The sequence below is a fragment of the Pseudomonas sp. FeS53a genome (genome assembly GCF_000931385.1).
GTDB classification, from domain to species: Bacteria; Pseudomonadota; Gammaproteobacteria; order Pseudomonadales; family Pseudomonadaceae; genus Metapseudomonas; species Metapseudomonas otitidis.
Genome location: NZ_JYFT01000056.1, coordinates 208,718 through 230,873 on the forward strand (window position 1 = coordinate 208,718; position 22,156 = coordinate 230,873).

Sequence of the window (22,156 nt, forward strand, 5' to 3'; positions counted from 1 at the left end):
CCTTCACGATGACCGAGCCGACATGCGCAAACTGCTCTACACCCTCGCCTGTGCCCTGCTGGCCGGCCTGCTGGTGGCCTACTCGCTGTGGACCGACCAGCGCCCGGTCGGCCACTACCTGTCGGACCTGCGCAGCGAAGTGGCGGTCAACCAGGGTCAGCCCAGCGAGCACGGCAACCTGCTGGGCATCCAGCCCGAACTCTTCGCCGCCGACTACCAGAGCGTGGAGCGCCTGCGCCTGAAGCTGGCCGCCTACCTGGGCAAGGCCCGTGACCAGGGCCTGCTCAATGCGCGCACCATCGTCGTGCTGCCCGAACACGTCGGCACCTGGCTGGTGGCCGCCGGCGAGAAACCCCAGGTCTACGAGGCCCACCACCTCGACGAGGCGATGCTCTGGCTGGCCGCCGCCAACCCCCTGCGCCTGGCCCGCGCCCTGGCCAGCGGCCACGGCGACGATCGCTTCACCGATGCGGTCTTCCGCATGAAAGCCCGGCGCATGGCCGACGACTACCAGGCACTGTTCGGCGGCCTGGCCAGGGATTTCGGCGTAACCCTGGTGGCCGGCTCCATCCTGCTGCCCGCCCCCCGGGTCGAAGGCGGCACCCTGCTGGCCAGCGACGGCCCGCTGTACAACGTCAGCCTGGTCTTCGACGCCCACGGCCTGCCCATCGGCCAGCCGCAGCCCAAGCTGCATCCGGACCACCACGAGCGCGCCTACACCCAGGCCGGCACGATCACCGGGCTGAGCGCCCTGGACACCCCCGCCGGCCGCCTGGGTGTCCTCCTCGGTGAAGACGGCCGCAGCCCCGAAGGCCGGCAAGCCCTCGCGGAACAGGGTGCGGAGCTGCTGGCCTACCCGGCCTTCGCCCCCGGCAACGACAGCTGGGAGCATCCACTGGCCGACGGCGCGCACGCCCTGGATCTCTGGCGTGAACAGCTGCACGCCCCCCAAGCCCGCGCGGCGCTGGCGGTATTCCTGCGTGGCCAGCTGTGGGACCTGGGCAGCGATGGCCGCAGCCTGGCAGGCAGCGCCACGGACACGGCGGTGGCCGATGCCGGGCGCGGCGCCAAGCTGGTGAACATCTGGCTATGAAGGCGCCCCGGGTCAAGCTGGGGGACCTGTCCGTCGGCTTCGTGCAGAACCTGGCGGAAACCCTGCGCGCCCACGGCCATGACCCGGTGCCGCTGCTGGACCAGTACGGCCTGGACGCCGCGCGCCTGGCCGAACCCCGGGGCCGGCTGTCCATCCCCCGCTACATGCGCCTGGGCCACGCCGCCAGCCAGTTGCTGGACGAACCCGCCCTGGGCCTGGCCATGGGCCGCCTGGGGCGCTTCAGCCAGCTGGGCCTGGCGGGCGTCACCGCCGAACAGGCGCCGAACGTGCGCGAGGCGGCCCGCGCTCTGACCCGCTTCGAGCCGCTCTACGCCCAGAACTACCGGGGCCAGTCGAGCTTCCACGAGGACGCCAGCGGGGCCTGGCTGCGCTTCTATTCCATCAGCCCGTACAACGCCTACAACCGCTTCGTGGTGGACTCGGTGCTGGCCAGCTGGGCCTGCCAGCTCGGCCATCTCGCCGGCCAGGCGCTGCAGCCGGAACGGGTCGAGATCGAGTTCCCCGCCCCGACCTACGCCGAGCGCTACGGCGAGCTGTTCGGCTGCCCGGTGGAGTTCGGCGCCGCCACCAACCAGCTGCGCCTGTCACGGGCCACCCTGGCCCTGCGCAACCCGGCCCACTGCCCCAGCACCTGGCGCCAGTTGCTGGAACTGTGTGAGCGCGAGCTGGAGCACATGACCCGCACCCGCAGCCTGCGCGAGCGCATCGCACAACTGCTCGGCCCCCTGCTCCACGGCCGCGAGCCCGACCTGGAAGAGGTCGCGGCGCGCCTGCAACTACCCACCTGGACCCTGCGTCGCAAGCTCGCCGAGGAAGGCACGCAGTTCCGCAGCATCCTCAACGACACCCGCCGCGACCTGGCCATGGCCTACATCCGCGACACCGAGCTGGCCTTCGGCGAGATCGCCTACCTGCTGGGCTTCGCCTCGGCCGAGGCCTTCCAGCGCGCGTTCAAGCGCTGGAGCGGCAGCACTCCCGGCGAATTCCGCCGCGCCCAGCGCCAGGTAGGCTGATCACAGTTCGGTGGCGTCGTCGGCGGGCTCGGGCATGTCGCGCTCGCGGGCATTCAGGTCGAGCAATTCTTCCTGGTAATCATCCATCTCAGCTCCCTCCTTGGGCGGCCTTGTCCAGGCCCCTCTGGGAAGTAACGAACCGGCTGAAGCGAAATCAAGGAATCCCCCATGCAGCGTGCACCATGGCCCTAGGGCTGTGCAGCGGTTCTGGAAGGAAGGAAGGGAGCCCAGGCCAACCGGCCAGGACCTCGGCAGGCCTATAAAAGGCAGGCAAAGAAAAAGCCCCCAGGTATCGCTACCTGAGGGCTTTCGTATATGGCGCAGCGGACGGGACTCGAACCCGCGACCCCCGGCGTGACAGGCCGGTATTCTAACCGACTGAACTACCGCTGCGCGTCGGTTTGGACTTGCGTCCGGTGGAGCTTTGCTTTGGAGCGTCTGGCGCTGGCCTTTCGGCCTTTGCCTCATCCCGGGCAGGACCCTGGATGGAAAATAAGTGGCGCAGCGGACGGGACTCGAACCCGCGACCCCCGGCGTGACAGGCCGGTATTCTAACCGACTGAACTACCGCTGCGCGTCGGCCGGACTTTCGTCCGAAGTATCACAAGGAGTGGTGGGTGATGACGGGATCGAACCGCCGACCCTCTGCTTGTAAGGCAGATGCTCTCCCGGCTGAGCTAATCACCCATCGCCTTGCGAGGCGCGCAATTTACGCAGAGGGCTCACCTAAGTCAACACCCTGCTTGAAGTTTTTTTCATCGAGGGGATTTTTCGAGGGGCTGAGGGGACGTCTTCACCGCGTCCCTTTTCCCGCTCGACCGATGACTCAGCCGCCGACCCGCAGGGTCAGCCGGGCGGCAACGCGTCCTTCTTCCGCACGATCGAGCCCGGCTTCCTCGATGCGCACGCCCTGGGCCTCCAGCGCCACGAACCAGCGCAGCAGCTGGGGGAAGGCGGTGGGCTGCAGGCTGACCTGCACCTGGCCGGGTGCATCGCTGTCCATGCGTTCCACCGAAAGGCCCTGCTCTGCGGCACTGGCGGTGACCAGCCCCTGCAGGCGTTCGGGCTCGACACTGGCCTGGGGCCGCTCGACGCCGGCCCGCGCCTGGGGCGCCTGGGCCTGCATGTAGAGGTTCAGCGCGCGCTGCTGCTCGAAATACCGACGCGCCTCCAGCATCCCGTTGTGGGCAGGACGCCAGAGGGCCAGGTACAGCAGCACCAGCGCCAGGAAACCACTCAGCGCCGCCAGTGCCAGCCGGTCGCGGGGTGGCAGGGCTTGCCAGCGGGTCGCGGCGCTGGAGGCCTGCCAGTGGGTCTGCAAACGATCCCTGAGAGTGACCATGCTCATCCTCCGATCACCAGTCGCGCGCTCACACTGTCACCTTCTCGGCTGGCAGAGCCCATCTGCACGGCCAGCCCGGCGCCGATCAGCCGCTCGCGCAGCCGTTCCAGTGCGTCGAACCCGGGGGCCTGCACCTGCAGGGCCAGGTCGCCACGGGTTTCGCTGAAATCCAGTTGCTGGATGCGCACCACGGCGCCGTCCTCCAGCAAGGCCCCGGAGGCCTGCCCGAGGGTTTCCAGCAGCTTGCCCTGCCCGGGCCGGTTGCCGTCGGCCAGGTGCTGGTCGAACTGCGCCCGCAGGTTCACCAGCCGGGTGTCCTGGGGAAACAGCTCGCGGTACAGCGCCTCGTTGGCCTGGGCATAGGCATCCCCCTGGTGCCGCAGGTGCCAGCCCTGGGCCAGGTAGAAGCCGCACTGCAGGACCGCCCACAACCCCACGAGCCCCAGCGCCGGGCGCCACAGCGCCCACTGCCGGTTGGGCTGGCGGACCTCGAAGTCGCCCTGGGCCAGTTCGGTGCCCTGCCAGCGGGCCAGGTCGACGTGGCTGTCCTGCACGCCCTCCCAGTGTTCGATGCCCTCCAGGCTGCGGCGGTCGGCGCTCGCCTGGCCGATCCACGGGTGCGGACAGGCCTCGCGCAGCATCGACCAGTCCTCGTCCTGCACGCTCAGGCGGGAGACGCCCTCCCCGCCCAAGAGCCAGCGGCCATCCAGCCAGAACAGCCGGGTGCCTTCCAGCGGCAGCAGGTCCGCGTCCACCTGCAGGCTGGCCGGCGAGGTACCGCTCGCCGCCGCCAGGTCGATCCACGACGCCAGCCAGGCCCGGCGCACGGCCAGGACCCGGTGGCGACCGTCCTCCAGGGGTTCCCCCACAGCCAGGTGCAGGCCGTCCACGTCCTCGGCCAGCAGCTCCTCCACCGCGAACGGCAAGGCCTGGCGCAACCAGCGCGCCTTTTGCGTCGGCAGGCGCACGGCGCAGGCGGTCACCGCCTCCACGGGCAGCACCAGCCGCCAGTTGTTGCCTGCGGCTGCCACGGCGTCGGCGAACGGCAGTCGCCGCACCTCGCCCCCACTGACCAGTCGTACCTCCAGGTCACCCATGACCCACTGCAGGGCCTGGGGCGGGAGGAACACGCTCGTCTGAATCATTGTCTGTCCTGCTCCTTGTTGAGGGTGAGCGGCAGTCCGCCCTGTCCCAGGTCGCGCGCCAGCACCCGTACCCGACCGTCATTGCTGCGCTGCAGGGTGCTCACCAGCACCTGCCGGCGGTCTCCCAGACGGACTTCGCTGGTCACGCGGAAATATTCACTGCCCACCGCCAGGCCCTGGGCTTCGAGGCCGAGGCCCGCCAGAGCCGGCTGGCCGAGGAAGGCGTCCACCGTCTTGAACCCTTCACGGCCGCGGGCCGCCACCAGGGATTCGGCCACCGAGGGGCTGAGGGTGTCGCCCAGGCTGGAGAGCACCAGGGCCCCGGCGGTGTTGACATTGAGGGTGGCGTCGCTGGGCAGGGCGGTGACGAAGGGCAGCAGGCGACGGTAGTCGGCCTCCGTCATGCCGGCCAGCAGGCGCAGCTCGGATACGTCCGCCATCACGCGGTTGGCCGCGCGATAAGGCGGCTGGTTCAGCAGGTACTGGTTGTCTTCGGCGCCATTGGCACCGGTGGGCTCCTGGTCCTTGTCCAGCCAGTCCACCAGGCGTTCGCCGTAGGGCGCCTCGATGCCCAGGCGCAGCAACAGGCGACGGAACTGCTTGAGCCCCTGCTCGTTCACCCGGCCCTGGCGCACCACGCCATTGAGGTTGAAGCGTGCGGTGGCGTCCTCGATGCGCACCACCAGTTCACCGCCATCGTCCAGCGGGAAGCTGGTCAGGGGCCGCGCCCAGGCTTCACCCAGGTGGTCCACCGGGGTGCGCGGGTCGCCGGCGCGCAGATCACGCACCAGGATCGCCCGGGCCAGCGCCTCGCCCCCGAGGGCGTACTGCAACGCCTGGCGGGCGTGCAACTGGTTGGCACTGGAGCGAATGGCCAGCTCCTGGCGGGCGATGAGCCCGGCACAGACGACCGTCACCACGGCCACCACCAGCAGCACGGTGATCAGGGCCACGCCCCGTTGCGCTCTCACTGGGCGCCCTCCTCGGGAAGCGGTGTGTCCGAGTCGGGATCGGTGCTGTTGGGTACCGGCTTGCGCTCCGGCGGCTCGTCCACCAGCCGCAGGACACGGCGCAGCTCACCGTAGCGGCGGTGCTCCAGGGTCACCTCGACGGCCTTCGGTACTTTCTCCAGGCGCTTGCTGTCGCTTTCGCCATCCGGCGGCCAGGTCTCCAGCCAGTTGTCGTCCTTGTCCAGGTAGCGCAGGCGCAGCCGTGTGACGCCATCCAGCGCCTCCTGGACCCGGGGCTGACTGTCCTGGGCCTGGTCGAGCACTGTCCAGTAGCGGCGCTCGAGCTTTTCCCCGGAGAGCTGCCAGCGCACCCGCTGCAGGCCCGAGCGCAGCGCGCCCATGGGGTTGCGCCAGCCGCTGCGGGTGAATTCGACGCTGTCGTTGTCGGCGCGCTCGCCCAGCAGGGCGCTGCGCCATTCGCCATTGGGGTCACGCACCGGGCGCACCACCACCTGCTGCAGATCACGCTCCAGTGCGGCCATGGCGCGCACCAGCTCGCGCAGTTGCTGCTCCTGCACGCGGGTGGCACGGTCGGTGGCCAGCACGCTGTCGAGCATGCGGTAGGTGCCCAGGGCCAGCAGCGCGAAGATGGCGATGGCGATCAGCAGTTCCAGCAGGGTGAAGCCACGCTGGCGGGTCATGGTGCGGTCTCGATGAAGCCGACCAGGCGAGCCGCGGCGCGCTCTTCCAGCTTGCCGCGCTCGCTGCGCTCGGGCCGCTGCGCCACCCACAGGGTGACCCGGCGCAGGGCGGGGTCGGAGGTGGCCTCCACCTGGCTCTGCCATTCCCAGCGCCGGCCGGCCATCTGCACCTCGCCCTGGTCGCGGCCTTCAGCAGGGGGCGTGCGGCTCAACTGCATCTCGGTGAGGCGGTTGTCGGCCACCCACATGGCCAGGGTCTTGTCTTCCAGGCGAGCGGCGTTGCGCAGGCTGCGGCCACTGGCGGTGAGCACCGAGGCGGCGACCACGGCGAAGATCGCCAGGGCCACCAGCACTTCCAGCAGGGTGAAGCCGCGCAGCGCTTTCATCCGGCGCGCCCCCGCACGACCGGTTCGATTCGCGGCAGGCGGAAGCCGTCGCTGCTCAGTTGCAGGCGAATACCGTCCTTGCTGCGCTCGCCCATCTCCAGGCGGAACGGGCTGAGTTCGCCGCTGGATAGAATCAGCAATTGCGGCGCCCGGGCGTTCGGGCTGCCCTTCTTCTCATCCCCATCGGTAACGCTGCCCGGCAGCACCAGGGCATCGCCTTCCAGTTCGAGCTTCATCTCCGCCCAGGCGGGCAGCACGTGGGGCTGCTTGCCCACCGGTTCCCAGCGGGCCTTGGCTTCGTCGAAGCGCAGCACCTGGTAGCGGTCGTTTTCCAGGCGCAGGCCGTACTCGCGGTTGTCCAGCACGGCCTCGTCCACCAGCACGCCGATCAGGCCGGCCAGGCGCTCGGCTTCGTTGTTCAGTTCACGCGAGGGCCCGGCAATGCCGGTGCTGAAGACCGCCAGCCCGACCAGGCAGCCGATGATCACCAGGACCACCAGCAGCTCGATCAGGGTGAAGCCCCGGGCCCCGCGCGCGCCCATCAGTTGTCCCAGTTACCGATGTCGGCATCGGCGTCGGTACCGCCTTCCTTGCCGTCGGCACCGAAGGAATACAGGTCGTACGGGCCCTTGGTGCCCGGCGCCAGGTACTGGTAGGGGTTGCCCCACGGGTCGACCGGCAGGCGCTTGAGGTAGCCGTCCTTGTTCCAGTTCTTCGGCTGCGGGTTGCCGCTGGGCTTCTTCACCAGCGCCTCCAGGCCCTGCTGGGTGCTGGGGTAGGCGAAGTTGTCCAGCTTGTACATGTCCAGGGCGGCGCCGACGGCCTTGATGTCGCCCTTGGCGACGGTGATCTTGGCCTGGTCCGGGCGGTTCATCACCTGGGGCACCACCAGCGCGGCGAGGATGCCGAGGATGACCACCACCACCATGATTTCGATGAGGGTGAAGCCCCTCTGTAGACGGCTCGATTTCACGCGTTTACCCCACGAGTTGGTTGAGAGAAAGGATGGGCAGGAGAATAGCCAGGACGATGACCAATACCACGGCGCCCATGAACACCAGCATGAAGGGCTCGAACAGCCCCACCAGCAGCGCGATCTGCGCGGCCAGGTCGCTTTCCTGGTTGCGGGCGGTGCGGGCCAGCATCTGGTCCAGCTCGCCGGAACGTTCGCCGCTGGCCACCATGTGCAGCATCATCGGCGGGAACTGACCGGTCTGCTCCAGGGCGCGGGTCAGGCTGCCGCCTTCGCGCACTTTCTGTGCGGCCAGCACCACTTCGGCACGGATCACCCGGTTGGCGATGACCTCGGCGGCAATGCCGAGGGCCTCCACCAGCGGTACGCCGCTCCGGGTGAGGATCGCCAGGGTGGAGGCGAAGCGCGCAGTGTCGGTGGCACGCACCAGCCGCCCCACCAAAGGCACCCGCAGCAGGATGCCGTGCCAGCGCTGACGCGCCGCCTCCTGGCGCAGCGCCAGGCGGATCGCGGTGATGCCGGCCACCAGCAGCAGGATGGCCAGCCAGCCCCAGTGCTTGACCAGGTCGCTGAGGGCGATCAGGCCACGGGTGAGCAGCGGCAGGGTCTGCCCGGAATCGATGAATACCCGCACCACGTCCGGCACCACGAAGCCCAGCAGGAAGCCGACGATGCCGAGGGAGGCGCACATCAGGATCACCGGGTAGAGCAGCGCCAGCTGGATCTTCTGCCGCGACTGCTGGCGTTGCTCGGTGTAGTCCGCCAGTTGTTCCAGCACCGGGCCGAGGTGGCCGGCGTGCTCCCCTGCCGAAACGGTGGCGCGGTAGAGCTCGGGGAAGGCAGCGGGAAACTCGCGCAGGCTGCCGGCCAGGCTGTGGCCCTCCAGCACCTTGGCGCGCACCGCCAGCAGCATCGACTGGATGCGCGATGAGGTGGACTGGGCCGCCGCAGCGCGCAAGGCCTCCTCGATGGGCAGCGCCGCCTGCACAAGAGTCGCCAGTTGGCGGGTCACCAGGGCCAGGTCGCGGGCGGACAGCCCCCGGGCGAAGCCGAAACGCTGGCCGCCGACGGCCTGCTCGCGGGTGCGGGTGGCCTTGACCTCCAGCGGCGCCAGCTGCCGCTCGCGCAGCAATTGGCGGACCTGACGGGCACTGTCGGCCTCCAGCACGCCCTTCTGCTGACGTCCGCGGGCGTCCAGGGCGATGTATTCGAAGGCGGCCATTTATTCTTCCCGGGTTACGCGGAGGACTTCTTCCACGGTCGTCACGCCTTCCAGCACCTTGCGCTTGCCGTCGTCACGGATGCTCGGGCCGGAGCGGCGGGCGTGGCGGGTCATCTCCTGCTCGGAGGCGGCGTTGTGGATCAGGCTGCGCATGTGGTCGTCGAACACCACCAGCTCGTAGATGCCGGTTCGCCCGCGATAGCCCTGCTGGTGGCACTCACTGCAGCCACGTGCGTGATAGAGGGTGGCCGGCTGCGTCGGGTCGACGCCCAGCAGCTGGCATTCGGCGGCGTCGGCCTGGTAGGCCTCCTTGCAGTGCGGGCAGAGCACCCGCACCAGGCGCTGGGCCAGCACGCCCAGCAGGGAAGACGACAACAGGAAGGGCTCGACGCCCATGTCCACCAGGCGGGTAATGGCCCCGATGGCGCTGTTGGTGTGCAGGGTGGAGAGCACCAGGTGACCGGTGAGCGAGGCCTGCACGGCGATCTCGGCGGTCTCGTGGTCGCGGATCTCGCCCACCATCACCACGTCCGGGTCCTGGCGGAGGATGGCCCGCAGACCCCGAGCGAAGGTCATGTCCACCTTGGGGTTGACCTGGGTCTGGCCGATGCCTTCCAGGTGGTACTCGATGGGGTCTTCGACCGTGAGGATGTTGCGGGTGCGGTCGTTCAGGGTGGTGAGGCTGGCGTAGAGGGTGGTGGTCTTGCCCGAGCCAGTGGGGCCGGTGACCAGCAGGATGCCGTGGGGCTTGCGCACGGTCTCCTCCATCAGCGCCCGGTCCCGCGCGCTCATGCCCAGGTGTTGCAGGGTCAGGCGCCCGGCCTGCTTGTCGAGCAAACGCAGCACCACGCGCTCGCCATTGGCCGAGGGCAGCGTGGAGACGCGGATGTCCACCTCGCGGCCGGCCACCCGCAGGGAAATGCGGCCGTCCTGGGGGATGCGCTTCTCAGCGATGTCGAGCTTGGCCATGACCTTGATCCGCGACACCAGCAGCGCCGCCAGCTCGCGCTTGGGCTCCAGCACTTCGCGCAGGATGCCGTCGACGCGGAAGCGCACCACGAGGCGCTTCTCGAAGGTTTCCAGGTGGATGTCCGAGGCGTTCTCGCGGATCGCCTCGCCGAGGATGGCGTTGATCAGGCGGATGATCGGTGCATCGTCCTCCTGCTCCATCAGGTCGGTGGTCTCGGGCATCTGCTCGGCCAGCGCGGCGAGGTCCAGGCTGCCGCCCAGGTCCTCGGCCAACTGCATGGTGGCGGACGAATCGTGTTGATAGGCCTGGGCCAGGGCCTGATCGAAGGCCTCGGGGGCAAGCGCCCGGAACGGCAGGCTGCGCCCGACGAAGCGGCGGGCCTCGGCCAGGGCCACCAGCTCGGCGCCCTGGCGATGGGCCAGGCAGGGTTCGGCGCCATCCTGGAGGAAGACACCGTGTCGTTTGGCGAAACCGAATGGCAGGCGCCGCAGCGGCGCGTCCAGCGAAGAGGAATTCATCCGTGTCATGCCTTAATGAAATCACCCCGGAAACGTCTAGCACGGGGTCTTACGGTTGTTCGGCGAATCCCTGCCGAATTCTTTTCGTTGTGCTGCCGGATGCACGGCAAGTCGTAAAAAAACGGCGCTATCTTTAGCACATCGTCGCCGGTCGTACATCTTCCGGACGCTTGCAGCGTGATCCATTCGTGCTGCTATGATCAACGCACTTTTTCCCCGACGTACCCCCACAATCACCACTGACTCGCCTCGCGGAGACCCTCTTTTGCCCGTTCCAGGTGCCCGATATCGCTTGCAGGAAAAGGCCCCCGTCGTCGTCGGGGTGGCGCTGGTCGCAGCGATGAGCCTGAGCCTCGCCTGGCAGACCGCCGACTGGATCCGCCTGCTGCGCGCCCCCGCCCCCACCAGTAGCGACAGCCCGCAAGCGGCGGCGGTTCCGCCCAGCCTCGACCGCCTGGAGCGCCTGTTCGGCCCGGCCCGCATCCAGCAGGAGGGACCGCCGCCGGCGACCAACCTGCGCCTGGTACTGCTGGGCAGTTTCATCAACGCCGACCCGGCACGTTCCAGCGCCATCATCCGCGCGGACGACAACAAGCCGAGGCGGATACTGGCAGGCGAGTCGATCAGCGACGGCGTACGCTTGCACGCTGTCTACCGCGACCGGGTGGAGATCGAACGGGGTGGCCGCCTGGAGACCCTGACCTTTCCCCATACCCGCCCCAGTGCAACCGTTTCGCCGGTGATGGACGCAGCGCCCGCCGACGGAGCGATCGAGGCACTCGAAGGCCTTCAGGACGAGAATGCCGCCGAGCTGCGTGAGCGCATGGAAGCCCTCAGAAAACAGATGGAAGAATCCGGCGGCCTGCCCCCGGACTCACCGCCCGAACAGCCCATGGAAAGCGAATGAATCAATGCCCACAGCCCTCTCGCGCCTGAGTATTGCCGTACTGGTCGCCGGACTTGCGACCGCCCCGCTCCCCGTTTTCGCCGCCGAACCCGTTTCCGCCTCCAGCAGCAGCCAGCAGGACAGCTGGACGATCAACCTCAAGGATGCGGACATTCGCGAATTCGTCGACCAGGTGGCCGACATCACCGGGCAGACCTTCATCGTCGATCCGCGGGTGAAGGGCCAGGTCAGCGTGGTCTCCAAGGCGCCGCTGAGCCTGTCGGAGGTCTACCAGCTGTTCCTCTCGGTGATGGCCACCCACGGCTTCACCGTGATCACCCAGGGTGACCAGGCGCGGATCATCCCCAACGCCGAGGCCAAGGCCGAAGCCGGTAGCGGCCCGGAAGCGCCGGACACGCTGGAGACCCGGGTGATCCAGGTCCAGCACGCGCCGGTCACCGAGCTGATCCCGCTGATCCGCCCGCTGGTACCGCAGTACGGCCACCTGGCCGCGGTGACCTCGGCCAACGCACTGATCATCAGCGACCGCGCCGCCAACATCGCCCGCATCGAAGACCTGATGCGCCAGCTGGACCAGAAGGGCGACCGCGACTACACCGTGCTCAACCTGCAGAACGCCTGGGTGATGGACGCCGCCGAGGTGCTCAACAACGCCGTCACCCGCGGCCAGGCCAAGGGCACCAACGCCGCCCAGGTGATCGCCGACTCCCGCACCAACCGCCTGATCATCGTCGGCCCGCCTTCGGCCCGGGCCAAGCTGGTGTCCCTGGCGCAGTCCCTGGACACACCCACCGCGCGCTCGGCCAATACCCGGGTGATCCGCCTGCGCCACAACGATGCCAAGGCCCTGGCGACCACCCTCGGCGAGATTTCCGAGGGCCTCAAATCCCCTGAAGGCACCGAGCAGAAGGGCAAACCGCAGAACATCCTCATCCGCGCCGACGAGAGCCTCAATGCCCTGGTGCTGCTGGCCGAACCGGACACGGTGAATGCATTGGAAGACATCGTCCGCCAGCTGGACGTGCCACGCGCCCAGGTGATGGTGGAAGCCGCCATCGTGGAAATCTCCGGCGACATCAGCGACGCCCTCGGCGTGCAGTGGGCCGTGGACGCCCGTGGCCGCACGGGTGGTCTGGGCGGAGCCAACTTCGCCAACACCGGCCTGTCGGTGGGCACCGTGCTCAAGGCCATCCAGGACAAGAAGGTGCCTGACTCCCTACCGGACGGCGCCATCATCGGCGTCGGCACCGACCACTTCGGCGCCCTGGTCACGGCATTGTCGGCCAACAGCAAGAGCAACCTGCTCTCCACGCCGAGCCTGCTGACCCTGGACAACCAGAAGGCGGAGATCCTGGTGGGCCAGAACGTGCCCTTCCAGACCGGCTCCTACACCACGGGCTCAACCGGTGCCAGCAACCCGTTCACCACCATCGAGCGCAAGGACATCGGCGTGACCCTCAAGGTCACCCCACACATCAACGAAGGCGCCACCCTGCGCCTGGAGATCGAGCAGGAAATCTCCTCCATTGCTCCGACGGCCAGCGTCAGCGCCCAGGCCGTCGACCTGATCACCAACAAGCGCTCGATCAAGAGCACCATCCTCGCCGAGGACGGCCAGGTGATCGTGCTCGGCGGCCTGATCCAGGACGACATCACCACCACCGATTCCAAGGTGCCGCTGCTGGGCGACATCCCCCTGCTCGGCCGGCTGTTCCGCTCCACCAAGGACAGCCATGTGAAACGCAACCTGATGGTGTTCCTGCGGCCCACCGTGGTGCGCGACCGCGCCGGCCTGGCGGCGTTGTCGGGCAAGAAGTACAGCGACATCCGCGTACTTGGCGATCCGGGCCCGCAACGCAGCCGCCCGAGCATCCTGCCGTCCGAACCGGCCCAGCTGTTCGACGGCCAGGGCACCCCGGCCATCGACCTGCGCCCCTGAAACGCAAACGGGCGGTGACGCGCCAGCGCCACCGCCCGTTCAGGCCCCTCCCCGACGTCAGTCGAGGTAGACCATCTTGCGGGTCATTCCACCGTCGACACGGTAGTCCTGGCCGGTGACGAACGCCGCCTGGTCGGACAGCAGCCAGGCCACCAACGGCGCCACATCCTCCACCAGCCCGACCCGACCCACCGGGTGCTGGTCATGATCCAGTTCGGTGAGCGGCACGGCCTCGCGTTCGGCACGGTCACGGCTGTCGATCCAGCCGGGGCTGACCGCATTCACCCGGACATCCGGCCCCAGGCTGATGGCCAGGGCATGGGTCAGCGCCACCAGGCCACCCTTGCTCGCGGCATAGGCCTCGGTATCCGGCTCGGACTGGTGGGCGCGGGTGGAAGCGATGTTGACGATCGCGCCTTTGTGCGCCCGCAGGTACGGGGCGCAGTGCTTGGCCAGCAGCATGGGCCCGGTGAGGTTGACCGCCAGGGTGCGGTTCCAGGCCGACAGCTCAAGGCTTTCCAGCGGTGCGCCATGGGGATCGGCAACGGCGGCGTTGCACACCAGGGCATCCAGCCGGCCGAACTGGCCGAGGACCTCGGCAATGCCCACAGCCACCTGGCTTTCGTGGGCCACGTCCATGCCGACGAACCAGGCGTTGGGGCCCAGCGCCTTGGCGACCTTGGAACCCCGGGCCCGATCAATGTCGGACAACACCACCTGCCAGCCTTCGGCCAGCAGCCAGGCGGCGACGCCCAGCCCGATGCCCCGGGCCGCGCCGGTGACCAGCGCGACCTTGCCATTGTTGGCGAGGCAGGTTTCGACACTCCACTCCATCACAGAACCGCCAGGCCTCGCGCCAGGTCCGCCTGGATGTCGGCCACGTCTTCGAGACCGACCGCCACGCGGATCAGGTTGTCGGCGATGCCGGCATTGGCCCGCTCCTGGGGCGACAGCCGCCCGTGGGAGGTGGTGGCCGGGTGGGCGATGGTGGTCTTGGTGTCCCCCAGGTTGGTGGTGATGGAGATCATCCGGGTGGCATCGATGAAGCGCCACGCCGCCTCCTTGCCGCCCTTCACCTCGAAGCTGACCACGGCGCCGAAGGCCTTCTGCTGGCGCTTGGCGAGCTCATGCTGGGGGTGGCTTTCCAGGCCGGCGTAGTGCACCCGCTCGATGCCCGGCTGGGTTTCCAGCCAGCGCGCCAGCTCCAGCGCACTGGCGCTGTGGGCCTGCATGCGTACGCGCAGGGTTTCCAGGCCCTTGAGCATCAACCAGGCGTTGAAGGGGCTGAGGGTCGGGCCGGCGGTCCGCAGGAAGCCCACCACCTCCTTCATGTGCTCGGCACGGCCGGCCACCACGCCTCCCATGGCACGGCCCTGGCCGTCGATGTACTTGGTGGCCGAGTGCATGACGATGTCGGCCCCCAGCTTCAGCGGCTGCTGCAGCGCCGGGGTGCAGAAGCAGTTGTCCACCACCAGCAGGGCGCCCTTGGCGTGGGCGATTTCGGCCAGGGCGGTGATGTCCACCAGCTCGGCCAGGGGGTTGGACGGCGACTCGACGAACAGCAGGCGGGTATTGGGCTTGATCGCCGCTTCCCAGCCGGCCAGGTCCGACAGCGCCGGGTAGTCCACCTGCACGCCGAAGCGCTTGAGGTACTTCTCGAACAGGCTGATGGTGGAACCGAACACGCTGCGCGAGACCAGCACATGATCGCCGGCACTGCACAGGCTCATGGCGATGGCGAGGATGGCGGACATGCCGGAAGCGGTGGCCACGGCCTGCTCGGCACCTTCCAGCGCGGCGATGCGCTCCTCGAAGGTGCGTACGGTGGGGTTGGTGTAGCGCGAGTAGACGTTGCCCGGCACCTCGCCGGCGAAGCGCGCGGCGGCGTCGGCGGCGGTGCGGAACACGTAGCTGGAGGTGAGGAACATGGCCTCGCCGTGCTCACCTTCCGGCGAACGGCGCTGGCCGGCACGCACGGCGAGGGTGTCGAAGGAGGCGCCTTCGAGGTCACTGTCCAGCCTTCCGGCTTCCCATTCTTGCGTCATAACCCTATCTCTCCAGAAACGAAGCCCGGATCGGGTCCGGGCTGCGGGGTGTCACGGAGGGCGCGGCCCAGGCCGCGCCTGGCTCAGTTGTTGTACAGGTCGATGATGGCGCTGACCGCACTGGCCTTGACCTTGGCGAGGTCGTTGCGGGCCTGCTCGATCTTGTCCAGGTACTGCTCGTCGACGTCACCGGTGATGTACTGGCCGTCGAACACGGCGCAGTCGAAGTGCTCGATCTTCACCTTGCCACCGCCGACCGCTTCGATCAGGTCCGGCAGGTCCTGGTAGACCAGCCAGTCGGCACCGATCAGCTCGGCCACGTCCTCGGTTGTCCGGTTGTGGGCGATCAGTTCATGGGCACTCGGCATGTCGATGCCGTAGACGTTGGGGTAGCGCACCGCCGGAGCGGCGGAGCAGAAGTAGACGTTCTTGGCGCCGGCTTCGCGGGCCATCTGGATGATCTGCTTGCAGGTGGTGCCGCGGACGATGGAGTCGTCCACCAGCATCACGTTCTTGCCGCGGAATTCCAGTTCGATGGCGTTGAGCTTCTGGCGCACGGATTTCTTGCGCGCCGCCTGGCCCGGCATGATGAAGGTCCGGCCGATGTAGCGGTTCTTCACGAAGCCTTCGCGGAACTTCACACCCAGGTGGTTGGCCAGCTCCAGTGCCGCGGTGCGGCTGGTGTCCGGGATCGGGATGACCACGTCGATGTCGTGGTCGGGGCGCTCGCGCTGGATCTTCTCGGCCAGCTTCTCGCCCATGCGCAGGCGCGCCTTGTAGACGGAGACGCCGTCCATGATGGAGTCCGGACGCGCCAGGTAGACGTGCTCGAAGATGCACGGGGAGAGCTTCGGCGCCTTGGCGCACTGGCGGGTGTAGAGCTTGCCTTCCTCGGTGATGTACACCGCCTCGCCCGGGGCGAGGTCACGGATCAGGGTGAAGCCGAGCACGTCCAGGGCAACGCTCTCGGAGGCGATCATGTACTCGACGCCTTCGTCGGTGTGGCGCTGGCCGAACACGATCGGGCGGATGGCGTTGGGGTCGCGGAAGCCGACGATGCCGTAGCCGGTGATCATCGCCACCACGGCGTAGCCGCCCAGGCAGCGGTCATGCACGCCGGAGACGGCGGCGAACACGTCTTCCTCGGTGGGCTGCAGCTTGCCGCGGTGGGCCAGCTCGTGGGCGAACACGTTGAGCAGCACTTCCGAGTCGGAGTTGGTGTTCACGTGGCGCAGGTCGGACTCGTAGATCTCCTTGGCCAGCTGCTCGACATTGGTCAGGTTGCCGTTGTGGGCCAGGGTGATGCCGTAGGGCGAGTTGACGTAGAACGGCTGCGCCTCGGCGGAGCTGGAGGAGCCGGCGGTGGGGTAGCGCACATGGCCGATGCCCATGTGGCCGACCAGGCGCTGCATGTGGCGCTGCTGGAACACATCGCGCACCAGGCCATTGTCCTTGCGCAGGAACAGGCGGCCGTCATGGCTGGTCACGATCCCGGCCGCATCCTGGCCGCGATGTTGGAGAACGGTGAGCGCGTCATACAGCGCCTGATTGACGTTCGACTTGCCGACGATACCGACGATGCCACACATGTGACGCAACCCCTGCTAGTAGTTCGAGCCAATACTGGGCGCCGCACGGGGTTTACCCCGGGGTGGCGCCCTTCGTCTGGCAGCTCAGCCGGGTGGGCTGACGCTGCCGTTGAGCCACTGACCGGTCAGACCCAGGATCAGGTTCTTGGACCAGTCGGCGACCATAAGAAAGTGCGGCAGCAGCGTGGACTGCTGCCACCAAGGATCCTGTTGCACCGGCGCCAGGCTGAGCAGGCCGACCAGTACCACCACCAGCAAGGCCCCGCGCGCCGCGCCGAAGACCATGCCGAGGAAGCGGTCGGTGCCGTCCATGCCGGTGACCCTGATCAGCTCGCCGATCAGGAAGTTGACCAACGCCCCCACCAGCAGGGTGGCGATGAAGAGAGTGGCGCAGGCCGCGATGACGCGGGCCGAGGGCATTTCGATGAATTGGGTGAGATGCTGCGACAGCGCGCCCCCGAACATCCAGGCGACTGCACCGGCAATGATCCAGGTGAGCAACGAGAGGGCTTCCTTGACGAAGCCGCGCCTCAGACTGATCAAGCTGGAAATGGCGATGATGGCGATGATCGCCCAATCGACCCAGGTGAATGCCACGTATGCAGCCCACGAACGGAAAAGGCGGGCATTTTAACAGAGGCCTTGGACTCCGGTAACCCGCGAATCAGAAAGGTCCGACGGCGGTGCTGACTCAGCCCTTCTCCGGCTGGAACCGCACCACGAAACCGTTGAGCTTCTGCTGGCGGCTGAGGGAATCGCGCAGGCGCTCGGCTTCGGCACGCTCGATGACCGGCCCGACGAACACCCGGTTCATGCCGTCCGCGCTGCGGATGTAGGCGTTGTAGCCCTGGTTGCGCAGGGACTTCTGCAGGTTCTCGGCACTGGCCCGGTTGGACAGGCTGGCCAGCTGGATGGACCAGCTGACGGGCAGGCCGTTGGGGTCCAGGCGCTTTTCCTCGACCTTGGCCGCCGGCTGCGCCGGAGCAGCCTGGGGTTGAGCCTGGGCGACGGGCGGGGCCGCAACGGGCTGTGCAGGTGCCGGGGCCAGCTGCTGGCGCGGCGCCTGGCTGGGCGCCGGAGCGGCAGGGGGAGTGGCCGGCACCTGGGCCACGCCACCGTTGGCGTCCAGCGGGGGCACAGGCTCGTCCGGCAGGGCCTGGGGCTCGGGGACCTGGACGTCCTCCAGCTCGGTCGAGGGCATGGCCGGCGCCTGGGGCATCGGCGGTGCTTCGACGTGCACCTGGCGCAACTCGTCCTCGCGGGTGAACAGCATCGGCAGGAAGATCACGGCCAATGCCAGCAGCACCACGGCGCCGACGATACGTTGCTTGAGTCCCTTGTCCAGCACGGCTACCCCCACTATCAAGCCTGCTGCGCGAGCCAGGCCAGGGCCTCGGCCACGCAATAGAACGATCCGAACACCAGGATTTCATCCCCCTCCCCGGCCTGTTCGCACTGCGCCTGCAGGGCGGCGGCGACGGACTCATGGCCATGCACCCGCGCCCCCAGGGCATCGAGGGCAGCCTGCAGTTCGCCGGCCGGCCGGGAACGGGGCGACGGTAACGCAGTCACCGCCCAGTCCGCCAGATGCGTGTGCAGCGGGCGGAGCACGCCGTCGAGGTCCTTGTCCGCCAGCAGGCCGAACACGGCCAGGCGGCGCCCCGCGACAGGCCGCGCAACCAGGCGGCCGGCAAGGAATTCGGCGGCATGGGGGTTGTGCCCGACATCCAGCACCAGGGAGATGCGTTTGCCTTGCCACAGGATGTTGCGACGCTCGAGACGCCCACTGACCTGGGTAGCGGCCAGGGCCTGCACCAGGCGCTCGGGCTGCCAGGGCAGACCAAGCAGCGCATAGGCCTGCAGGGCGAGGGACGCATTCTCCTGGGGCAGGTCCAGCAGCGGCAGGTCGTGCAATTGCAGCAACTCGCCGGACGGCGAGCGGCCACGCCAGTGCCAGCTCTGCTCGGCCTCGGCCAGGTCGAAGTCGCGCCCCCGCACCAGCATCGGCGCACCGATCTCGGCAGCCCGGCCCAGCAGGGGGGCAGGCGGGTCGAGATCACCACACACGGCTGGCTTGCCCGGGCGGAAGATGCCGGCCTTCTCGAAGGCCACGCTTTCACGGGTGTCGCCGAGCCAGTCGGCATGGTCGATACCAATGCTGGTAACCAGGGCCAGGTCGGCATCGGCCAGGTTCACGGCGTCGAGCCGTCCACCCAGGCCGACTTCCAGCACCACGGCATCCAGGGCTCGGCACTGGAACAGCCAGAAGGCCGCCAGGGTGCCCATCTCGAAATAGGTCAGGGTGATATCGCCACGCGCCGCTTCGACTGCGGCGAAGGCCTCACAGAGGGCCTCATCGCTGGCGAGGCCGTCGTCGAACTGGACGCGCTCGTTGTAGCGCAGCAGGTGCGGCGAGCTGTAGACCCCGACGCGCAGACCCTGGCTGCGCAGCAGCGCAGCCAGGAATGCACAGGTGGAACCCTTGCCGTTGGTGCCGGTGACGGTGATCACCTTGGGGGCAAGCTGCCCGATACCCAGGCGCTCGGCCACCTGCCGGCTGCGCTCCAGCCCCATGTCGATGGCGCTGGGGTGGAGGTGTTCGAGGTAATCGAGCCAGTCGGCGAGGGTTCTCTGGGTCATGCAGTGGCCGGTGCGGGGGTGGGTTCGGGAGACGGCAGGTTCTGGAACTGGGCGAGCAGGCGCGACAGGCGGCTGCGCAGTTCCTGGCGGGGGATGATCATGTCGATGGCGCCGTGTTCCAGCAGGAACTCGCTGCGCTGGAAGCCTTCAGGCAGCTTCTCGCGCACGGTCTGCTCGATCACGCGCGGGCCGGCGAAGCCGATCAGGGCCTTGGGCTCGCCGACGATCACATCGCCCAGCATGGCCAGGCTGGCCGACACGCCGCCGTAGACCGGGTCGGTCAGCACGGAGATGAAGGGAATGCCCTCTTCGCGCAGGCGCGCCAGGACAGCGGAGGTCTTGGCCATCTGCATCAGGGAGATCAGCGCCTCCTGCATGCGCGCGCCACCGGAGGCGGAGAAGCACACCAGCGGGCAGCGTTTCTCCAGCGCAACGTTGGCGGCACGCACGAAGCGCTCACCGACGATGGCACCCATGGAGCCGCCCATGAAGGAGAACTCGAAGGCGCAGGCCACGATAGGGTTGCCTTCGAGGCTGCCGCTCATGGCGATCAGGGCATCCTTTTCACCGGTGTCCTTCTGCGCGGCGGCCAGGCGGTCCTTGTACTTCTTGCTGTCGCGGAACTTCAGGCGATCCACCGGCTCGAGGTCGGCGCCCAGTTCTTCCCGGCCTTCGGCATCGAGGAAAATGTCCAGGCGAGTGCGCGCATCGATGCGCATGTGGTGGTCGCACTTGGGGCAGACATTCAGGGTCTTCTCGAGCTCGGGCTTGTACAGCACGGCATCGCAGGACGGGCACTTGTGCCAGAGGCCTTCGGGTACCGAGCTCTTCTTAACTTCGGAACGCATGATCGAAGGGATCAGCTTGTCTACCAGCCAGTTGCTCATGCTCTCGTTCTCCATAGCTTCAGGCCCGAACACGCGCTAGCGGCTCGAAGCGCTGCGCCTGTTCCTGAGCGAAATCAAATTCATGGCCGGGTTCGCCCCGACCGCCGCCGCCATCCACGCCAATAGAACGCGCCGGCAGCACCTGGTTCCGGCCCGGCTCGCGGCGCTCCCGGGGAGCGTCCGAGCGGACAACTGGGTTATGGACGGCAGCCCGCTCGCCGTCGTCACATCCAGTCGAGCGCTGCCGCTCGACACGATGGCGGGAAAGACGATCACTCGGCAGAACGCACGGCATCGATGAAGGCCCGGATCAGCACAGGGTCCTTGATGCCCTTGGACGCCTCGACCCCGCCGCTAACATCGACGGCATAGGGGCGCACGCGCCGGATGGCATTGGCGACGTTGCCGGGAGTCAGGCCACCGGCGAGCACCACCGGGCGGGAAGGCGCGCTAGGCACCAGGCTCCAATCAAAGGCCTCGCCCGTGCCGCCGGGCGTGCCAGGCACGTAGGTGTCCAGCAGAACGCCGGATGCATCCGGGTAGCGGTCGATCAGCGCCGGGACATCGTCACCGGGACGCATACGCAGGGCCTTGAGATAGGGGCGCCCATGGCGCCGGCATGCCTCCGGCGATTCGTCGCCGTGGAACTGCAGCAGGTCGAGCGGCACCGTCGCCAGCACGCTGTCCAGTTCCTCCCCCGGCATGTCGACGAACAATCCGACCGTGGTCACGAAGGGCGGCAGAGCGGAGATGATCGCCCTCGCCTGCTCGGCGGTCACGGCCCGGGGACTGGGCGCGTAGAACACCAGCCCGATGGCATCGGCACCGGCGGCTACAGCCGCCAGGGCGTCCTCGACACGGGTGATGCCACAGATTTTGACGCGAACGGTAGACAACGTGCAGACACCTGCTGGGCAAAAAGTTGCTGGATGGTAGCAAAGGTCCGCTACAGCGTCAGCTTGCGTCTTCCGGCATCCAGGAGAGGAAATGCGGCCCCAGGTAACGCCTGGGAAGCTCGAACTCCTCCGGGTATTCCACCTTCACCAGGTAGAGCCCGTAGGGGTGCGCAGTGACACCGCCGGTACGCCGGCAACGGCTTTCGAGGATTTCCTTCGCCCACTCCGGCGGGCGCTCGCCGGCACCAATGGCCATGAGCACGCCTGCGAAGTTGCGCACCATGTGGTGGAGGAAGGCATTGGCTCGCACGTCCAGCACGATGAAACGGCCATGCTCGTGGATCTGCAGGTGATGGACCGTCTTCACCGGCGACTTGGCCTGGCACTGTTTGGCGCGGAACGAGGTGAAATCGTGGGTGCCCACCAGGTAGGCAGCCGCCTCGCGCATCCGCTCGACGTCCAGGGGCCGGTGGTTCCAGGTCACCTCTTCGGCCATGTGGGCCGGGCGGATCGGGTCGCTGTAGATGACGTACCGATAGCGCCGCGCCATGGCGCTGAAGCGCGCATCGAAATGCGCAGGCATGGCCTGGGCCCAGGTGACGCTGATATCGCCGGGCAGGTTCATGTTCGCGCCCATGGTCCAGGCGTGCATGGAGCGCGGGACCGGCGTGTCGAAATGCACGACCTGGCCGCTGGCGTGAACCAGCGCGTCTGTCCGGCCCGCGCAACTGAGGGTGACGGGATGCCCGCCAGCCACTTTGGTCAGCGCCTTCTCGAGGGCTTCCTGGATGGACGGCACACCGGCGATCTGGCGCTGGAAGCCACGGTAGCGGGAACCCTTGTACTCAACGCCAAGGGCGATTCTGGAAATGCCAACGGCAGCCTTTTCGGCTGCCGTTGCGGGTACTGCTTGTGTCAT

At 68.1% G+C, this 22,156-nt stretch carries 22 protein-coding genes and 3 tRNA genes; 4 read left to right on the top strand and 21 right to left on the bottom strand.

All coding sequences use genetic code 11. The annotated features are described in order from the left end of the window. Positions 1-22 precede the first annotated feature (22 nt). Together SZ55_RS16780 and SZ55_RS16785 are read left to right on the top strand one after the other, a co-directional pair. A complete protein-coding gene (locus SZ55_RS16780; protein WP_044408595.1) occupies positions 23-1,093 on the top strand; it encodes a carbon-nitrogen hydrolase family protein in 1,071 nt (356 codons plus the stop codon). Continuing rightward, complete coding sequence (locus SZ55_RS16785; protein ID WP_044408597.1) at positions 1,090-2,127, top strand: AraC family transcriptional regulator; 1,038 nt, start codon at positions 1,090-1,092, stop codon at positions 2,125-2,127. Before SZ55_RS16780 ends, SZ55_RS16785 begins: the two co-directional genes overlap by 4 nt. Before the next feature lie 316 nt (positions 2,128-2,443). Here the strand turns inward: SZ55_RS16785 and SZ55_RS16790 are convergent. The 12 genes from SZ55_RS16790 to gspE form a co-directional block, all read right to left on the bottom strand. Further along, positions 2,444-2,520: transfer RNA gene (locus SZ55_RS16790), tRNA-Asp, on the bottom strand. A 104-nt stretch (positions 2,521-2,624) separates the two neighbouring features. Next, positions 2,625-2,701, bottom strand: a tRNA-Asp gene (locus tag SZ55_RS16795). A gap of 37 nt (positions 2,702-2,738) precedes the next feature. Next, positions 2,739-2,814 (bottom strand) — tRNA-Val (locus SZ55_RS16800). A gap of 139 nt (positions 2,815-2,953) precedes the next feature. After that, on the bottom strand, positions 2,954-3,475 hold the full coding sequence (locus tag SZ55_RS16805) for a type II secretion system protein M (RefSeq protein WP_044408599.1): 522 nt from the start codon (positions 3,473-3,475) through the stop codon (positions 2,954-2,956). Continuing rightward, positions 3,472-4,614, bottom strand: a complete 1,143-nt coding sequence (gspL, locus tag SZ55_RS16810) for a type II secretion system protein GspL (RefSeq protein ID WP_044408601.1) — start codon at positions 4,612-4,614, stop codon at positions 3,472-3,474. The genes SZ55_RS16805 and gspL overlap by 4 nt, the downstream gene beginning before the upstream one ends. Further along, positions 4,611-5,585: a type II secretion system minor pseudopilin GspK gene (gspK, locus tag SZ55_RS16815; protein ID WP_044408603.1), complete on the bottom strand. Its 975-nt coding sequence runs from the start codon at positions 5,583-5,585 to the stop codon at positions 4,611-4,613. The genes gspL and gspK overlap by 4 nt, the downstream gene beginning before the upstream one ends. Further along, positions 5,582-6,265 carry a type II secretion system minor pseudopilin GspJ gene (gspJ, locus tag SZ55_RS16820; RefSeq protein ID WP_044408605.1) on the bottom strand — a complete coding sequence of 228 codons (684 nt, stop codon included), beginning with the start codon at positions 6,263-6,265 and terminating at the stop codon, positions 5,582-5,584. The genes gspK and gspJ overlap by 4 nt, the downstream gene beginning before the upstream one ends. After that, entirely contained in the window at positions 6,262-6,651 is a 390-nt protein-coding gene (gene gspI / locus SZ55_RS16825) for a type II secretion system minor pseudopilin GspI (protein WP_044408608.1), read from the bottom strand. The genes gspJ and gspI overlap by 4 nt, the downstream gene beginning before the upstream one ends. Next, the gene (gene gspH, locus SZ55_RS16830; protein WP_044408610.1) at positions 6,648-7,193 is read right to left on the bottom strand and encodes a type II secretion system minor pseudopilin GspH; all 546 of its coding nucleotides are present in this window, start codon (positions 7,191-7,193) and stop codon (positions 6,648-6,650) included. Before gspH ends, gspI begins: the two co-directional genes overlap by 4 nt. Then, positions 7,193-7,579 carry a type II secretion system major pseudopilin GspG gene (gspG, locus tag SZ55_RS16835; RefSeq protein WP_044408614.1) on the bottom strand — a complete coding sequence of 129 codons (387 nt, stop codon included), beginning with the start codon at positions 7,577-7,579 and terminating at the stop codon, positions 7,193-7,195. Before gspG ends, gspH begins: the two co-directional genes overlap by 1 nt. Positions 7,580-7,628: 49 nt before the next feature. After that, positions 7,629-8,846, bottom strand: coding sequence for a GspF family T2SS innner membrane protein variant XcpS (gene xcpS / locus SZ55_RS16840; RefSeq protein WP_044408617.1), 1,218 nt, complete (start codon positions 8,844-8,846; stop codon positions 7,629-7,631). After that, positions 8,847-10,334, bottom strand: a complete 1,488-nt coding sequence (gene gspE, locus SZ55_RS16845; RefSeq protein ID WP_082078262.1) for a type II secretion system ATPase GspE — start codon at positions 10,332-10,334, stop codon at positions 8,847-8,849. It lies immediately after the preceding gene. 340 nt (positions 10,335-10,674) lie between these two features. Here gspE and SZ55_RS16850 point away from each other — a divergent pair, with 340 nt between their 5' ends. Further along, a complete protein-coding gene (locus tag SZ55_RS16850) occupies positions 10,675-11,241 on the top strand; it encodes a type II secretion system protein N (protein WP_236210278.1) in 567 nt (188 codons plus the stop codon). A gap of 4 nt (positions 11,242-11,245) precedes the next feature. Further along, on the top strand, positions 11,246-13,180 hold the full coding sequence (gspD, locus tag SZ55_RS16855; protein WP_044408626.1) for a type II secretion system secretin GspD: 1,935 nt from the start codon (positions 11,246-11,248) through the stop codon (positions 13,178-13,180). A 57-nt stretch (positions 13,181-13,237) separates the two neighbouring features. Here gspD and SZ55_RS16860 read toward each other — a convergent pair whose 3' ends face one another. From SZ55_RS16860 to truA, 9 genes are all read right to left on the bottom strand, one after another. Then, complete coding sequence (locus SZ55_RS16860) at positions 13,238-14,014, bottom strand: SDR family oxidoreductase (RefSeq protein WP_044408629.1); 777 nt, start codon at positions 14,012-14,014, stop codon at positions 13,238-13,240. Beyond that, a complete protein-coding gene (locus SZ55_RS16865) occupies positions 14,014-15,225 on the bottom strand; it encodes an O-succinylhomoserine sulfhydrylase (protein ID WP_044408633.1) in 1,212 nt (403 codons plus the stop codon). The genes SZ55_RS16860 and SZ55_RS16865 overlap by 1 nt, the downstream gene beginning before the upstream one ends. 83 nt (positions 15,226-15,308) lie before the next feature. Then, complete coding sequence (gene purF / locus SZ55_RS16870) at positions 15,309-16,814, bottom strand: amidophosphoribosyltransferase (RefSeq protein ID WP_044408636.1); 1,506 nt, start codon at positions 16,812-16,814, stop codon at positions 15,309-15,311. An 84-nt stretch (positions 16,815-16,898) separates the two neighbouring features. After that, positions 16,899-17,411 carry a CvpA family protein gene (locus SZ55_RS16875; RefSeq protein ID WP_044408639.1) on the bottom strand — a complete coding sequence of 171 codons (513 nt, stop codon included), beginning with the start codon at positions 17,409-17,411 and terminating at the stop codon, positions 16,899-16,901. A 94-nt stretch (positions 17,412-17,505) separates the two neighbouring features. Beyond that, entirely contained in the window at positions 17,506-18,162 is a 657-nt protein-coding gene (locus SZ55_RS16880) for an SPOR domain-containing protein (protein ID WP_236692445.1), read from the bottom strand. Between the two features lie 14 nt (positions 18,163-18,176). Then, positions 18,177-19,454 carry a bifunctional tetrahydrofolate synthase/dihydrofolate synthase gene (gene folC, locus SZ55_RS16885; RefSeq protein ID WP_044408645.1) on the bottom strand — a complete coding sequence of 426 codons (1,278 nt, stop codon included), beginning with the start codon at positions 19,452-19,454 and terminating at the stop codon, positions 18,177-18,179. Next, positions 19,451-20,341 carry an acetyl-CoA carboxylase, carboxyltransferase subunit beta gene (gene accD, locus SZ55_RS16890; protein ID WP_044408648.1) on the bottom strand — a complete coding sequence of 297 codons (891 nt, stop codon included), beginning with the start codon at positions 20,339-20,341 and terminating at the stop codon, positions 19,451-19,453. The genes folC and accD overlap by 4 nt, the downstream gene beginning before the upstream one ends. Before the next feature lie 272 nt (positions 20,342-20,613). Further along, a complete protein-coding gene (locus tag SZ55_RS16895; protein WP_044408652.1) occupies positions 20,614-21,237 on the bottom strand; it encodes a phosphoribosylanthranilate isomerase in 624 nt (207 codons plus the stop codon). Positions 21,238-21,295: 58 nt separating this feature from the next. Next, positions 21,296-22,156, bottom strand: a complete 861-nt coding sequence (gene truA / locus SZ55_RS16900) for a tRNA pseudouridine(38-40) synthase TruA (protein WP_044408655.1) — start codon at positions 22,154-22,156, stop codon at positions 21,296-21,298.

Excerpts from the sequence above, each read along its gene's own strand:
- SZ55_RS16780 (WP_044408595.1), top strand. The coding sequence starts at position 23 with ATGCGCAAACTGCTCTACACCCTCGCCTGTGCCCTGCTGGCCGGCCTG.
- SZ55_RS16785 (WP_044408597.1), top strand. The coding sequence starts at position 1,090 with ATGAAGGCGCCCCGGGTCAAGCTGGGGGACCTGTCCGTCGGCTTCGTG.
- SZ55_RS16805 (WP_044408599.1), bottom strand. The coding sequence starts at position 3,475 with ATGAGCATGGTCACTCTCAGGGATCGTTTGCAGACCCACTGGCAGGCC.
- gspL (WP_044408601.1), bottom strand. The coding sequence starts at position 4,614 with ATGATTCAGACGAGCGTGTTCCTCCCGCCCCAGGCCCTGCAGTGGGTC.
- gspJ (WP_044408605.1), bottom strand. The coding sequence starts at position 6,265 with ATGACCCGCCAGCGTGGCTTCACCCTGCTGGAACTGCTGATCGCCATC.
- gspI (WP_044408608.1), bottom strand. The coding sequence starts at position 6,651 with ATGAAAGCGCTGCGCGGCTTCACCCTGCTGGAAGTGCTGGTGGCCCTG.
- gspH (WP_044408610.1), bottom strand. The coding sequence starts at position 7,193 with ATGGGCGCGCGCGGGGCCCGGGGCTTCACCCTGATCGAGCTGCTGGTG.
- gspG (WP_044408614.1), bottom strand. The coding sequence starts at position 7,579 with ATGGTGGTGGTGGTCATCCTCGGCATCCTCGCCGCGCTGGTGGTGCCC.
- xcpS (WP_044408617.1), bottom strand. The coding sequence starts at position 8,846 with ATGGCCGCCTTCGAATACATCGCCCTGGACGCCCGCGGACGTCAGCAG.
- gspE (WP_082078262.1), bottom strand. The coding sequence starts at position 10,334 with ATGAATTCCTCTTCGCTGGACGCGCCGCTGCGGCGCCTGCCATTCGGT.
- SZ55_RS16850 (WP_236210278.1), top strand. The coding sequence starts at position 10,675 with ATGAGCCTGAGCCTCGCCTGGCAGACCGCCGACTGGATCCGCCTGCTG.
- gspD (WP_044408626.1), top strand. The coding sequence starts at position 11,246 with ATGCCCACAGCCCTCTCGCGCCTGAGTATTGCCGTACTGGTCGCCGGA.
- SZ55_RS16860 (WP_044408629.1), bottom strand. The coding sequence starts at position 14,014 with ATGGAGTGGAGTGTCGAAACCTGCCTCGCCAACAATGGCAAGGTCGCG.
- SZ55_RS16865 (WP_044408633.1), bottom strand. The coding sequence starts at position 15,225 with ATGACGCAAGAATGGGAAGCCGGAAGGCTGGACAGTGACCTCGAAGGC.
- purF (WP_044408636.1), bottom strand. The coding sequence starts at position 16,814 with ATGTGTGGCATCGTCGGTATCGTCGGCAAGTCGAACGTCAATCAGGCG.
- folC (WP_044408645.1), bottom strand. The coding sequence starts at position 19,454 with ATGACCCAGAGAACCCTCGCCGACTGGCTCGATTACCTCGAACACCTC.
- accD (WP_044408648.1), bottom strand. The coding sequence starts at position 20,341 with ATGAGCAACTGGCTGGTAGACAAGCTGATCCCTTCGATCATGCGTTCC.
- truA (WP_044408655.1), bottom strand. The coding sequence starts at position 22,156 with ATGACACAAGCAGTACCCGCAACGGCAGCCGAAAAGGCTGCCGTTGGC.